This window comes from Streptomyces guryensis, from assembly GCF_021261325.1.
Lineage (GTDB): Bacteria > Actinomycetota > Actinomycetes > Streptomycetales > Streptomycetaceae > Streptomyces > Streptomyces guryensis.
This window is the reverse complement of sequence record NZ_JAJSBI010000011.1, coordinates 254,814-268,166: the sequence shown is the minus strand read 5'-3', so window position 1 is coordinate 268,166 and position 13,353 is coordinate 254,814. Positions and strand designations below refer to the sequence as shown.

Sequence of the window (13,353 nt, the reverse complement as noted above, 5' to 3'; positions counted from 1 at the left end):
GCACGCCACCTCGCCGACTCCGCCGGTCGGCGAGGTGATCCGGTCGCGGTCCGGGGAACGTTCAGTCCGTGACCGCCTCGTGGACCAGCCGTTTGAGGTCGGGGTAGAGCCTGAGTGACGACTTCGGCCGGACCTGCGTCATGAACTGCACGCTCAGATCACGGCTCGGGTCCACCCAGAAGGTCGTCGTCGCCACCCCGCTCCAGCCGAACGTACCCAGGCCCGAGGGTGCCTGAGTGCGTTCGGGGTCGATGACGACGGAGACGCCGAGGCCGAAGCCGACGCCGTCGTTGCCGGGCTCGTCATGGGCCGGGCGACTGCCGAAGGCGCGCAGATCGGCGCCGCCGGGCAGCTGGTTGCGGGTCATCAGGTCCACCGTCCCGGGGGCCAGTAGACGGACCCCGTCGAGCTCGCCCCTGCGGCGCAGCAGCTCCATGAAGCGGTGCACGTCGTACGCGGAGGCCACCAGGCCGCCGCTGCCGGACAGGAAGCGGGGCCGCCCGCGCAGCGGCAGCCCGGCGATCGGCTCGATGCCGCCGGCGTCGGTGTCGCCGTACAACTCGGAGAGCCTCGGGGCCTGTTCGTCCGTGACGCAGAATCCGGCGTCGGTCATGCCGAGCGGGCCGAGGACGCGCTCGGCGAAGAAGACGTCGAGCGGCTGCCCGGACACGACCTCGATCACCCTGCCGAGCACATTGGTGGCGACCGAGTAGTTCCACTGCGTGCCCGGCTCGAACTGCAGCGGCAGGCGCGCGTACGCGTCGACGGTCCCGGCCAGGTCCGAGCCCGGCAGCACGGCCGAGTCCAGGCCCGCCTCGCGGTAGAGGGCGTCGACGGGGTGGTGGTGGTAGAACGCGAAGGTCAGGCCCGCGGTGTGGGTCAACAGGTGCCGGATCAGCGGGGGTTGGGCTGCCGGGCGGGTCCGGAGACCGGCGCCTGACCCGCTCTCGTAGACCTGCGGGTCGGCGAAGGCCGGGAGGTGGCGGGCGACCGGGTCGTCGAGCGACAGCCGGCCCTCCTCCACGAGTATCAGGGCGGCGACCGTGGTGACCGGCTTGGTCATGGAGTAGATCCGCCACAGGGTGTCGGCCTCGACCGGCAGACCCGCCGCGACGTCGCGCCGGCCGTGGGTGGTGAGGTGGGCGACGCGTCCGCCGCGGGCGACGGCCACCAGGTAGCCGGGCAGGCGTCCCTCATCGACGTGGTGGGCGAAATGCTGGTCGAGGCGGTCCAGCGCCTTGGCGTCCAGCCCGGCCTCGTCCGGGTCGACCTCTTGTCGCAGCTGTGCCATCGCTCTCCTCCGAACGCGCGAAGCGCTCCGCTGTGAGTGCCGCGACAGGCCGTCAGTTGGCTGCGGCACCGTCGTGGCTGGTCGCGCCGTTCCCCGCGCCCCTTCGGGGCTGCGCTGAACGCAGCGGACTCTGCCTGTTCTGTTCTGGTCTCATCGTCGCTCAGGAAGGGGCACAAGGTCCCCCGGTTGAGCCGGATTGATCGTTTCGGCGGAACGTTCCGGCAGTGCGCGGCCCGCCACCGCCCCGGCCCCGGCCACCACGGCGAGAACCCCCAGCGCAAGCCCGTACCCATGGCCCAGCCCCGTCAGCGTCGTCGCGGTGGCCACGCCCAGCGCCGGGCCGACGTTCATCGCGGTCTGCTGCAACCCGCCCGCCACCCCGGCCGACCCGACGGCGGCCTGTCGTACGACGACATGGGTGGCCGCCACCATCACCGTGCCGAACCCGGCCCCCAGCAGCGCGAACCCCGTGCAGAGGGCGATCGTGCCCGAGGCCCGGCCCAGCACCAGGATCCCGGCGGCCAGGACGGCCATCGCCGCCACCGTCGTACGACGGGCCCCGACGCGGCGCAGCAGCACCGCGCACCCCGGCGCGGCGACGATCATCAGCGCCGCGAGCGGCAGGCTCAGCAGGGCCATGCGCAGGGGGTCGAGACCGAGCGTGTCCTGGAGCAGGAAGGTGGCGACGAAGAGCGTGCCGTTCAGGGCGGCCGACGCGGCGACCAGCACGCCGAGCGCGGAACCGACGGCCGCCGAGCCCACGACGTCCGGCGGCACCAGCGGGCTCGTGGTCCGCCGCTCATGCCGTACGAAGGCGGCACCCGCGACCGCGGCCGACACCAGGCCCGGCGCGCTCGCCGTCGTCCACCCGCCGTTCGCCAGCGCGACCAGACTGTGCACCAGGCAGGCCAGGGTCAGTGCGAGCAGGAGCGCGCCGGGCACGTCCAAGCCGGCGGGGGAGGGCTGTTGGGGGCGCGGGCCGCGCAAGGTGAGGGCGAGCAGACCGAAGACGAGTGCCGGTACGACGTTCAGGAAGAAGACCGCCCGCCAGCCCGGCCCGGCCACCAGCGCCCCGCCCAGCACCGGCCCCGCCGCGGCCGCCACCCCGATCGCGCCGGCCCGCACCGCGATCGGCATCCGGAGCCGGTCGGGCGGGAACGCGGCCCGCAGCATCCCCAGCGTGGCAGGCTGCAGCAACGCCCCGAACACACCTTGCAGGACCCGCAGCCCGATCACCCAGCCGACACCGGGTGCCAGCCCGATGGCCGCCGACGTCACGCCGAAGCCCGACATCCCGATGCCGAAGACCCGTTGATGCCCGTACCGGTCACCGAGCCGTCCGCAGAACACCAACAGGCCCGCCACCGCGATGAGATAACCGGTGCTGGTCCACTGGACCTGCGCGAAGGAGGCGCCCAGATCCCGTTGCAGGGTGGGCTGGGCGACGGTGAGGACCGTGCCGTCCAAGGCGACGATCACAGCCCCGACCACGCTGCTCGCCAGCGTAAGGGCGCGGTGCCCGCTCATGCGCCGTCCCCGAGGTGCGCGTCGAGGGCCGACCGCAGCAGCGGTGCGAAGTGGTCCGCTCCCGTGGCGAGTTGGAGGCTGCCCCAGCCCCACAGCTGGGCGATGCCGTGCAGGTTCGCCCACAGCGCGCCCGCGACGACCCGGGCGTCCGCGTCGGGCCGGGCCCGCCCGACCAGCTCCACCAGCCTCACGAACAGCGGCAGACTCGTGTCGCGCAGGCCCAAGTGCCCGCTCTCCAGCAGATCGTGACGGAACATCAACTCGTACATGCCGCGGCTGCCCACGGCGAACTCCAGATAGACCCGTCCCAGGGCGGCCAGCTGCTCGCGAGGGGGCGCCGTGCCGTCTCCGGTCGCCGCCGTCGCCCGCGCCGCCAGCTCGGCGAAGCCGCGGCGGGCGATGGCGGACAGCAGCTCCAGGTGGGTGGGGAAGTAGCGGCGAGGTGCCCCGTGGGAGACGCCCGCCCGGCGCGCGATCTCCCGCAGGGTCAGCGCCTGCGCGCCTTCGCGGGCGACCAGATCCACTCCGACGTCGACCAGCCGCTCCCGCAGCCCACTCTCCGATGCGTCCATAGACACTGTCTACCAGACCCCAGTAGACAGTGTCTATTGGGGTCTGGGTAGACAGTGTCCACCACGGCGGGAATGCGGAGATCGGTCGCACGGGTTGACCGGGTATGACTCACGACACACTGCTCGAACTGCTCTCCGACGACCGCAGCGGCGTACTGGTCACCCTCAAGCACGACGGCCGGCCCCAGCTGTCGAACGTCAGCCACCACTACTACCCGGACGAGGGCATCGTCCGGATCTCCGTCACCGACGACCGGGCCAAGACCCGCAACCTGCGCCGGGACGCGCGGGCGTCCTACCACGTGTCCACCCCGGACCGCCGCGCCTACACGGTCGTCGAGGGAACGGCCGAGCTCACGCCGGTCGCGAAGGACCCGCACGACGACACGGTGGAGGAGCTGATCCGCCTGTACCGCGACGTCCTGGGCGAGCACCCGGACTGGGACGACTACCGTGCAGCGATGGTCCGCGACCGACGCCTGGTGGTACGGCTGAGGGTGGAGCGGGCCTACGGCATTCCCAAGGTGGCCGACCGGGGCTGAGTGATGTGCCGTGATGCCCTGTCATGTCCCGTCACTGCGGCTAGGGTTGATCACTGCGGTCGACGTGGCGAACGGAAGACGGGGAGTGCACGGCATGGTGGATCCGGTTTCGCTGGGCGCCATCGGCGCGGTCCTCGGAGCCGTCGGATCAGGCATGGCGAACGAGGCCGGCAAGTGGGCCTGGGAGTCGGCCGGCGGTCTGGTCCGCCGTATCGCCGGGGGTGAGGTGACGGCACCCACCACCCCCGGCCAACTGGACGACGTGGCCCGCCTGGTGCACGAGCGCCTACAGGGTGATCCCCAACTGGCCCAGACATGGGCGCAGTTCGCCAGCCGGGTACGAGCTCCCGGCATCGCAGCAGGGCTGCAACGCCCCTGCCTGCCCACCGCCCCGCACTTTTTCACGGACCGTCAGAAAGCCCTGAAAATCCTGGACAAGGAGGCGGCGCGCAACTTCGCCGGACGCCCCCGGCTGGCGCTCCTCCACGGACCCGAAGGCATCGGCACCAGCACCCTCGCCCTCCACTGGGGCTGGCGCCAGACCGCCCGCTTCCCCGACGGCCAGCTCTACGCCGACCTGCGCGCCCACGCGCCCGAAGCGGTTCTCGGCACCCTGCTGCGCGGACTCGGCCTGCCCGACGAGGAGACACCGCCGGCCGCCGCCGACCGCGCGGAACTCCTGAGGCGCTGTCTGGCCGACCGGCGGCTGCTGCTCGTGCTCGACCACGCCCGGTCCGCCGCCCAGCTGCGGCCCTTGCTGACCTCGGCGCCCGGCGTCTTCACGATCGTCGTGGCCCGGCAGCCGCTCACCGGCCTGGACGCCCTGCGCATCCCGGTCGGCCCGCTGGCCCGGCGCGACGCCGTACGGCTGCTCACCGACCTCGTCGGCAGACCCGCGATCGACGCGGCCCGCGCCACCCTCCCCGGGGTCCTGGACCGCTGCGCCGGCTCGCCCTACGCCCTGCGCGCCGCGGCACCCCGCCTGACCACGCACACGGAGCCGCCCGCGGATCTGGAGGGTGACCCCGTCCGTGCCGCCGCCGAGGACTCCTACCGTGTGCTCACCCCCGCTGCGGCCCGTCTCTACCGGCTCGCCGCGCTGCGCGACTGGCCTCACCTCGGCCCCGCCGCGGCCGCCCGCGCCGCGGACCTCGACGAGACGGAGGCCGCCCGACACCTGGAGGAACTCGCCGAGGCCCTCCTCCTCGAACGCACCGGCTCCGGCCGCTACCGCTACCGCCCCGCCGTCCGCGCCCACGCCGAGCACACGGCCGCCGCCCTCGACGGCATCGCGGCCTGCTCGGCCGCCGTCACCCGCGTCGTCGCCGGCTACCGGGACCTGGCCGTGGGCGCGGCCCGGGCTGCACTGCCCGAGAGCTGGCGCGTGCCCACCGCCGACTCGCCCGTGTCCTTCCCGGACCGGGGCACGGCCGTCGCCACGCTGGCCTCCGAGGCGCCCGGTCTCGTCGAGGCGGTGCACGCGGCGGAGGACTTCGAGGACTGGGCCACGGTCGTCCTGCTCTGCCGGGCCCTGTGGCCGCTTCAGCTCAAGGCCGGCCACCACGACATCCTGCTGCCCGCCCTGCGCGCCGGAGCACGCATCGCCGACGAGCACTTCCCCGGTACCCGCACGGCCGGAGCGCTGCACGCCCAACTCGCCCACACTCTCACGGAGTTGCGCCGCTGGGACGAGGCCGAACCCGAAGCGCTCGCCGCCGCCCGTGACGAGCGGGCGGCCGGCCATGTGCGCGGGCACGCCTCCGCGGTCGAGTTCCTCGGACTGCTGCGGCTGCGGCAGTGGCGGTTCGAGGAGGCGTACGCATGCTTCGAGGAGGCGTACGGCATCCTCGACGGCATCGCCCCCGACGACGAGGGCGCCGCCGATCTCCCGCGCGCCCGGGCCCTGCTGGATCGCCACCGGGGGCGCGCCCTGCGCGGCCTCGGCCGCCGCGACGAGGCGGTGCAGCGCCTGGAACGCGCCCTGGGCTTCTTCCGCGACACCGGCGAGGTCTACAACACCGCCCGCGCCCTCACCGACCTCGCCGAAACCCACCTGGACGGCCACGAGCGGCACACCGCACGGCCACTGATCGACGAGGCCCTCACGGCCCTCGGCCGGGAGAACGCCGAGTACCAGGTGGCGTGGCTGCGAGTGCTGCGGGAGCGGTGCGTCACGCCGGAGTGAGCCATACGGGGTGGGCGGCTTTCCCGATGCGGACGGTCAGCTGCTGCCTGGCCGCTTCCACCGGCGAATTGCCCGCCGTGAGCCATGCGTGCAGGGCGGAGGCGTACACGGCCGGATCGGCGTCCGCGCCGGGGCCGGCGTCCATGCGTATCGGCGTGCCCGCGCGGGTGCGGAGCACGCAGGAGCCGGGGCCGGTGATGTAGGCAGCCAGCGCGCAGTGCGGATGCCGGTCGAGGACCTCTGCCGTCCAGTGGGCGGGGGAGACGAAGCGCGGATCGTTCTCGTCGCCGTACCGGAACACCACGTCGGCCAGGGCGAGTCGGTCCGTCTCGCGGGTGTCCTCGTGTACCGCCGTGTGGGCCTCGCCCTCGTCGTCCGGTGCCGGATGCGGGCCCGCGTACCGGGTGACGCGGACCTCGCCGGAGTCGAGCAGGCGGGTGAGGACCAGGAACGGGACGGTGTGCGTAGCGGGTTCGTACGGGGGGAGCGGCAGGGGTTCGAGACGGGCGGGTGCGTCCGGTTCGGGGATGCCGATGACGTCGTAGAAGAGCCTTCGCAGTCGGGGGGCGGACTCGCCGGGTGCGGAGCTGACCGACTCGGCGGGTTCAGGCGGTGGTTGGTGGCGCTCCATGAGTGCGTCCAGTTGTGGGCGCAGGGCGCGTGCCGGGTCGAGGCGGGGTGCGGTGCGGACGAAGGCGTGGACCGGGGCCTCGGGGTCCAGGCCCGCGAGGGGTGCGGCGCCGAGGAGGACCGGTGTGCCGAGTGCGGCGGCGTAGTAGGTGACCGAACCGTGGTCGCCGATCACGGCGTCGGCGGCCAGCAGCGCCTGGCGCCAGCCCTCCACGGGGTCGATCAGGGCCAGCCCGGCGCGGCGGGCACGGTCGAGCCAGGCGCGGATCTGGCCGGGGCCGTGACCGTGCCAGACATTGGGGTGCAGGACGGCCGCCAGACGGTACTCGTCGGCCGGGAACTCCGAGGTCAGACGAGGGAGGAGAGAAGGCAGTACGTCATCGCCGCCGCCGTCGCCGAAGAACGACTCGGGATTCCAGGTGGAGTTCAGGACGATCAGGCGCTGCGCCCGGCCCACCCCGAGTGCGCGGCGGAAGCGGTCGCGGTTCGGGCGGGCCGCCAGCATGCGGTCCCAGCAGGGATCCCCCGCGAGCACGGCCGTGGGCGCGGCCTCGGGGCAGACGCGGCGCAGCCGCTCGTACTGCTCGGGGTGCGAGAGGACGAGCGCGTCCGCGATCGGCTTGCCGTTCTCGTCGAGGAGCCACTCCGGCGACATTCCGAAGACCGGATCCGACCTCTTCCGACCGCTGCCGGGTGTCGGGTGTCGGGTGTCGGGTGTCGGGTGTCGGCAAAGTTTTAGTGTATCCGACACCGTGCGACAAGATGGTCAATACGCCGGAAAGTGACCGGAGTTGACCGCCGAAGCTCGCCGACACGGCCAGCGTGACCGGTGTCTCGACCGCCTGCTCCCAGGGCAGTACGGGCACCCCGGTCCCGTCCAGCAGTTCCGCGACGCCCGCCCGGAACGCCGACGAGCCCGGACAGGTGGCCAGCAACTGCACCCTGAAGTCGTCGTGGAAGAGCGGCAGGACGTCCAGCAGGCGGGTCGCCGCGGTCACGTTGTGGACGACGAGCAGCACCTTGCGGCTGCGCCCGCGGGTGGCCCACCGTGCGGCGTCGTCGCCGACCGGCACCCGTATCCACCCGGCCCCCGCCACGTCCTCGTCCGCCTCTCGCCGCCCGTTCGTGTGATCGGGCAACGATAGTCAACGCCGGTCCGCGCACCCCGGCCGCCCCTGAATCCGGCCGGAGCGCGCGGAAACCCCCATGATTACCGCAGCGCGCGCAATGCCTCAACAGCGCCTTTCGCCCGGAGGGCTGAGGAAAGCGGGCGGATGGAGACCTAGGTCCCGGGGTGCAGGGCGGACGGCCGATGGTTGGGGGATCACGGGCTGCCTAGGCTGCGAGGAAGGACGCCGCAGCTCAGGAAGAGGTCACGATGCCGATCGACGGTCGCAGCCACATCCGTATCGCCCGCCCGTCCCGGGACCTCGCGGCCGCCGAGCGGTTCTGGGCGCAGGGGCTCGGGCTGAGTGTGGTGTGGCGGGCCGAGGGCGGATTCGAACCCGGCGAGCACGACTTGCTGATGCTCGGCCGGCCGGACGCCGGATGGCATCTGGAGCTCGTCCATGAACGGGGCCGGCCCGTCGAGCCCAGGCCCACGGAGGAGGACCTCCTCGTCGTCTATCTGGACGGGCCGGTGCCCGACGACCTGGTGGCCCGGCTGGAGGCGCACGGCGGCAAGCGGGTGCCGTCGCCCAATCCCTACTGGAACCAGTGGGGCGTCACGATCGAGGATCCCGACGGCTACCGGCTGGTGCTCTGCGAGCGGGGCTGGTCGAACGCCTGATCAGGCTCCGGCTCCGACCGCGGCCCGGCTGTCAGTGGTGCGCAGTACGGTCCTTGCATGGCAGTCACTATCGATCTCACGCTTGACTGCGCGGACGCGCGACTCCTCGCCGGGTTCTGGAAGACGGCGCTCGGCTACGTCGACGAGCCGCCGCCCGCTCCCTTCGCCACGCGCGAGGAGTGGCTCGCGCAGTTCGACCTGCAGGACGACGACTCGGCGGACGACAGCGCGTGGCTCTGCGATCCCGAGGGTGCGGGCCCCCGGCTGTCCATCCTGAAGGTCCCCGAGCCCAAGACGGCGAAGAACCGGCTCCACATCGACGTCCGCGTGCCGGGAGGCGGCAGCCCCGACGAGCGGTGGGCCCGCATCCGGGCCGAGTGCGAGCGCCTGGTGAAGGCGGGCGGGAGCGTCCTGGAGGAGTTCGACGGACACCACATCACGATGGCAGACCCGGAGGGCAACGAGTTCTGCCTGGCCGCGGCCTCCGCATGACGGACCGCGTGCCGCCCTTGCCGTGCGCCGGGTCGGGGACCTAGCCTCCGCGCGTGATCAATGGTGCACACGTGGTGATCTACTCCCGCGACGCCGAGGCCGACCGCGCCTTCTTCCGCGACGTCCTCGGCTGGGCGCACGTCGACGCCGGCCACGGCTGGCTCATCTTCAAGGCGCCGCCCGCCGAGGTCGCCTTCCACCCGGCCGAGGGCGAGCCGTCGCACGAACTGATGCTGATGTGCGACGACATCGACGCGACCACTGCCGAACTCACCGAGAAGGGCGTGGAGTTCACCCGGCTCCTGGAGGAGGCACGCTGGGGCCGGGTGACCGCCTTCCGGCTGCCGGGCGGCGGCGAGGTCGGCCTGTACGAGCCGCGTCACCCACGAGCGTAGGACCGGAGGCCCGCCCGGCGTGGGCCTCCGGCAGATCCGCGACGCCCCCCACGCTGCGCTGCCGGTCGGGACGGGCCGGGGCGGCCGTGCGGCCGTGTACACGGCCGGAGTTCGAGGTCCGCCCAGGCGTCCTACGGCCTGCCGCGGGGCCGGCTGAGGGATGTACGGCACGATGAGGCCGCAGCCGTGCCGTACGACGAGTTCGGCCATGACGACCCGAGCCTGCTCCCCGGCATCCGCAGCTCCGGTCCACCGGCGACGACGAGAGCTTCCACCTCGCCCCCGCGGACGGGATGGTCTCTGTCGCCGCCCCGTACTGCTGCCGTTTACCAGGCGCTGACGGGATCTACGACCGGCAGTGGATCCACGTCGGCCCGGAGGCGATGACGGGGGTATCGCCATGCCGGCGGGGCAGAGTCCGGCGGATGCCGACCGTACGGCAGGCACCCGACCAAGCGCGGGGAAGCCGGGGCGGGAAGGGGCGCGCTGGACCGGGTGGCCGAGGCGTGGACGGTGCTGACGGCCGTCGGCTCCGTGGGGCCGGAAACGCAGGAACCCCCGGGCGCCGGAGCCGGTGTGGCATCCGGTGCCCGGGGGCGTTCGTGGGTGCGTCAGGCGGTGACCGTCTCCGGCTGTGACGCCGCCTGGGCGGTCCGCTCACCCAGGTGCTCCGTCGGGACCTCGTGGGTCTCGCGGGCCGTGAGGGCGGCTATCACCGGCGGGACGCAGAGGGCCGCGGTGAACAGGGCGACCGAGGACCAGTCGGTGCCGTCGGGGCCCGCGATCTGCGCGGCGAACGTGACCGCGAAGCCGGCCACGGCGAAGCCGATCTGGGTGCCGATCGCCATGCCGGACAGGCGCACGCGGGTGGAGAACATCTCGCCGTAGAAGGAGGGCCAGACGCCGTTCGCGGCGCTGTAGACGATGCCGAAGGCGACGATGCCCAGGACCAGCGTCAGCGGGTAGTCGCCCGTCGAGATCGCCCACAGGTAGCCGAACATGGCGAGCGCGCTGCCCGCCGCGCCGATCAGGAACACCGGGCGGCGGCCGATGCGGTCCGACAGGGAGGCCCACAGGGGGATCGCGGCGAGGGCCACGAGGTTGGCGAGGGCGCCCACCCACAGCATGGAGGAGCGGGACATGCCGACCGTGTCGCTGGTGGCGTAGGCGAGGGCCCACACCGTGAAGATCGTGGAGACCGAGGCGATGAGCGCGCCCCCGATCACCCGCAGCACATCCACCCAGTGCTCGCGCATCAGCACCGCCAGCGGCAGCTTCACGACACCCTCGGTCGCCGCCTGCTTCGCGAAGGCCGGCGTCTCCTCCAGCCTGCGGCGGATGACGTAGCCGACCACGGCGACCGCGACGCTCGCCCAGAACGGGACCCGCCAGCCCCACGACAACAGCTGGTCCTCGGGCAGCGCGGCGACCGGGATGAAGACCAGGGTGGCGATGAGCTGGCCGCCCTGCGTGCCGCTGAGGGTGAAGCTGGTGAAGAAGCCGCGCCTGTTCGGTGGCGCGTGTTCCAGGGTCATCGAGTTCGCGCTGGCCTGCTCGCCCGCCGCCGAGATGCCCTGCAGGACGCGGCAGGCGACCAGGAGGACCGGTGCGAGGCCGCCGACCTGGGCGCGGGTGGGCAGACAGCCGATGAGGAACGTCGACAGGCCCATCAGGATCAGCGTGAAGACCATGATCTTCTTACGCCCGACACGGTCACCGAAGTGGCCGAGGAAGAGCGCGCCGACGGGCCGGGCCGCATACGCGACACCGAACGTGGCCAGGGACAGCAGGGTCGCGGTGGCCGGGTCGGACTCGTCGAAGAAGACCTTCGGGAAGATCAGCGCGGCCGCGCTGCCGTAGATGAAGAAGTCGTAGTACTCCAGGGCGCTGCCGATCCAGGCGGCGGTGGCCGCCTTTCTCGGCTGCCCGACGGCTTCGGCGGGGACGGACACGGCTTGCTCCTTCGAGGGAACTCCAACGTAAGCGGAGTGAGCGGCGGGGGAGAAGTGCCGGATCCCTGGGGTGACGGGACGGCCGCGCCGGGTGCTACCCGGCTAATTAACCCACTGGATAGTTAGTAGTGGTTGGCTACGGATGTTGCGCCCACGTTTCCCGGGTGTCAAGGGGTGGTGTCGAAGGATCTTGCCGCCGCCGTGCGCGTGATCGGCGTGATCAGTCCGTCGCGCGGTCCGCCGTCAGGTACGCGATCACCATGTCGCCCAGCATCGTCCGGTAGTGCTCGCGCTGGGCCGGGTCGACCAGGTCGCGGCCGAACAGGGCGCCGAACGTGTGCCGGTTGGCGACCCGGAAGAAGCAGAAGGAACTGATCATCGCGTGCAGGTCGACCGCGTCGACGTCGGCCGTGAACAGACCCGACTCCTGCCCGGCGGCCAGGATGCGGCGGATCACGTCGAGCGCGGGGGAGCCGATCCTGCCCAGCTTCTCGGAGGCGGCGATGTGCTCGGCGCCGTGGATGTTCTCGATGCTGACCAGGCGGATGAAGTCGGGGTGCTGCTCGTGGTGGTCGAAGGTCAGCTCGGCCAGGCGCCGGATGGCCGCGACCGGGTCCAGGTGCTCGACGTCCAGCTTCTGCTCGGCCTCGCGGATCACGCCGTACGCCCGCTCCAGGACGGCCGTGAACAGCTGTTCCTTGCCGCCGAAGTAGTAGTAGATCATCCGCTTCGTGGTGCGGGTGCGGGCGGCGATCTCGTCGACCCGGGCGCCGTCGTAGCCCGCCCGTGCGAACTCCTGGGTCGCCACGTCGAGGATCTCGGCCTGGGTGCGGGCGGCGTCGCGGATCCGCCCGTTCGGTCGTGCCGGTTCGTCGACGCTGGTCATCGGGTTCCTCCGGGAGTGCGGCCAGTGCCGCAGATTCTAGAAGGCGGGCCGGGCTGCGTCGGCGAGCTCTTCCCACGGGGCCGGAGGGCTGATATAGCTAACGTACTAGTTCGTACATTAGCGCTCGGTTCAGGAGGCCCCGTGGCCAAGGACTCGTATCTCGTCGGACTGATCGGTTCCGGCATCGGCCCGTCGCTCAGCCCGGCGCTGCACGAGCGGGAGGCGGACCGGCAGGGTCTGCGCTATCTGTACCGGCTCATCGACATCGAGGCCCTTGGCGTGCCTCCGGAGGCGGTCGGCGAGCTGGTGCGGGCCGCGCGTGATCTCGGCTTCGACGGGCTGAACATCACGCACCCGTGCAAGCAACTCGTCATCGAGCACCTGGATGATCTTGCGCCGCAGGCCGAGGCGTTGGGGGCGGTCAACACCGTCGTCTTCGAGGACGGGCGGGCCATCGGTCATAACACGGACGTCACCGGGTTCGCCGCGTCCTTCGCGCGCGGGCTGCCGGACGCTTCGCTGGAGCGGGTGGTGCAGCTCGGTGCCGGCGGGGCGGGGGCGGCCGTTGCGCACGCCACCCTCACGCTGGGCGCCGAGCGGGTCACAGTTGTTGATGCCCTGGCCGATCGGGCCGCTGATCTTGCCGGCGGTCTGAACCGGCACTTCGGTGTCGGCCGGGCGGCCGCCGCTACTCCCGATCAGCTCGCTCGGCTGCTCGGCTCGGCCGACGGGGTCGTGCATGCGACGCCTACCGGGATGGCTGCGCACCCTGGGCTGCCGTTCCCTGCGGAGCTGCTTCATCCGGGGCTGTGGGTTGCCGAGGTTGTCTATCGGCCGTTGGAGACGGAGTTGCTGCGGGCCGCCGGGGCGGTTGGCTGCGCCACTCTGGATGGGGGTGGGATGGCTGTTTTCCAGGCTGCGGATGCGTTTCGGCTGGTCACCGGGCGTGAGCCTGACAGCGGGCGGATGCTGGCGGACTTCGCGGAGGTTGCTGCGGAGAGCTCGGTCGGTGAGGCGGTGTGACGGCTGCGGGCCGTACGTGGTTGCTCGCGCCCACGCGGCGGAAGCCGCAAAGCGAGCACAGCCCCGCGC

Annotated in this window: 13 protein-coding genes; 7 read left to right on the top strand and 6 right to left on the bottom strand. The window is 72.3% G+C overall.

The genetic code is table 11. The features are described from left to right. Positions 1-61: 61 nt before the first annotated feature. The 3 genes from LJ657_RS23430 to LJ657_RS23420 all read right to left on the bottom strand — a co-directional run bounded on the left by LJ657_RS23430 (position 62) and on the right by LJ657_RS23420 (position 3,390). Positions 62-1,291 carry a serine hydrolase domain-containing protein gene (locus LJ657_RS23430; protein ID WP_232650695.1) on the bottom strand — a complete coding sequence of 410 codons (1,230 nt, stop codon included), beginning with the start codon at positions 1,289-1,291 and terminating at the stop codon, positions 62-64. 150 nt (positions 1,292-1,441) lie between these two features. Then, positions 1,442-2,818, bottom strand: coding sequence for an MFS transporter (locus LJ657_RS23425; protein WP_232650694.1), 1,377 nt, complete (start codon positions 2,816-2,818; stop codon positions 1,442-1,444). Continuing rightward, a complete protein-coding gene (locus LJ657_RS23420) occupies positions 2,815-3,390 on the bottom strand; it encodes a TetR/AcrR family transcriptional regulator (protein ID WP_232650693.1) in 576 nt (191 codons plus the stop codon). The genes LJ657_RS23425 and LJ657_RS23420 overlap by 4 nt, the downstream gene beginning before the upstream one ends. Before the next feature lie 104 nt (positions 3,391-3,494). Between LJ657_RS23420 and LJ657_RS23415 the strand changes: the two genes are divergently transcribed. Both LJ657_RS23415 and LJ657_RS23410 read left to right on the top strand, forming a co-directional pair. Continuing rightward, positions 3,495-3,932 carry a PPOX class F420-dependent oxidoreductase gene (locus LJ657_RS23415; protein ID WP_232650692.1) on the top strand — a complete coding sequence of 146 codons (438 nt, stop codon included), beginning with the start codon at positions 3,495-3,497 and terminating at the stop codon, positions 3,930-3,932. Between the two features lie 94 nt (positions 3,933-4,026). Next, the gene (locus tag LJ657_RS23410) at positions 4,027-6,117 is read left to right on the top strand and encodes a tetratricopeptide repeat protein (RefSeq protein ID WP_232650691.1); all 2,091 of its coding nucleotides are present in this window, start codon (positions 4,027-4,029) and stop codon (positions 6,115-6,117) included. On the opposite strand, the gene LJ657_RS23405 is transcribed toward LJ657_RS23410, so the two are convergent. Next, positions 6,104-7,402 (bottom strand): hypothetical protein, encoded by a 1,299-nt coding sequence (locus tag LJ657_RS23405; protein WP_232650690.1) that lies wholly within the window; start codon positions 7,400-7,402, stop codon positions 6,104-6,106. The genes LJ657_RS23410 and LJ657_RS23405 overlap by 14 nt on opposite strands. A 167-nt stretch (positions 7,403-7,569) precedes the next feature. Here LJ657_RS23405 and LJ657_RS23400 point away from each other — a divergent pair, with 167 nt between their 5' ends. From LJ657_RS23400 to LJ657_RS23385, 4 genes are all read left to right on the top strand, one after another. Continuing rightward, on the top strand, positions 7,570-7,878 hold the full coding sequence (locus LJ657_RS23400; RefSeq protein ID WP_232650689.1) for a hypothetical protein: 309 nt from the start codon (positions 7,570-7,572) through the stop codon (positions 7,876-7,878). Between the two features lie 247 nt (positions 7,879-8,125). Next, positions 8,126-8,536, top strand: a complete 411-nt coding sequence (locus LJ657_RS23395; protein WP_232650688.1) for a VOC family protein — start codon at positions 8,126-8,128, stop codon at positions 8,534-8,536. Positions 8,537-8,593: 57 nt separating this feature from the next. Further along, on the top strand, positions 8,594-9,028 hold the full coding sequence (locus tag LJ657_RS23390; RefSeq protein ID WP_232650687.1) for a VOC family protein: 435 nt from the start codon (positions 8,594-8,596) through the stop codon (positions 9,026-9,028). Between the two features lie 53 nt (positions 9,029-9,081). Next, a complete protein-coding gene (locus tag LJ657_RS23385) occupies positions 9,082-9,423 on the top strand; it encodes a VOC family protein (RefSeq protein ID WP_232650686.1) in 342 nt (113 codons plus the stop codon). A 611-nt stretch (positions 9,424-10,034) separates the two neighbouring features. Here LJ657_RS23385 and LJ657_RS23380 read toward each other — a convergent pair. Next, entirely contained in the window at positions 10,035-11,375 is a 1,341-nt protein-coding gene (locus tag LJ657_RS23380; RefSeq protein WP_232650685.1) for an MFS transporter, read from the bottom strand. Positions 11,376-11,595: 220 nt separating this feature from the next. Further along, on the bottom strand, positions 11,596-12,261 hold the full coding sequence (locus LJ657_RS23375; protein WP_232650684.1) for a TetR/AcrR family transcriptional regulator: 666 nt from the start codon (positions 12,259-12,261) through the stop codon (positions 11,596-11,598). Between the two features lie 141 nt (positions 12,262-12,402). Here LJ657_RS23375 and LJ657_RS23370 point away from each other — a divergent pair, with 141 nt between their 5' ends. Next, positions 12,403-13,284, top strand: coding sequence for a shikimate dehydrogenase (locus tag LJ657_RS23370; protein WP_232650683.1), 882 nt, complete (start codon positions 12,403-12,405; stop codon positions 13,282-13,284). Positions 13,285-13,353 lie beyond the last annotated feature (69 nt).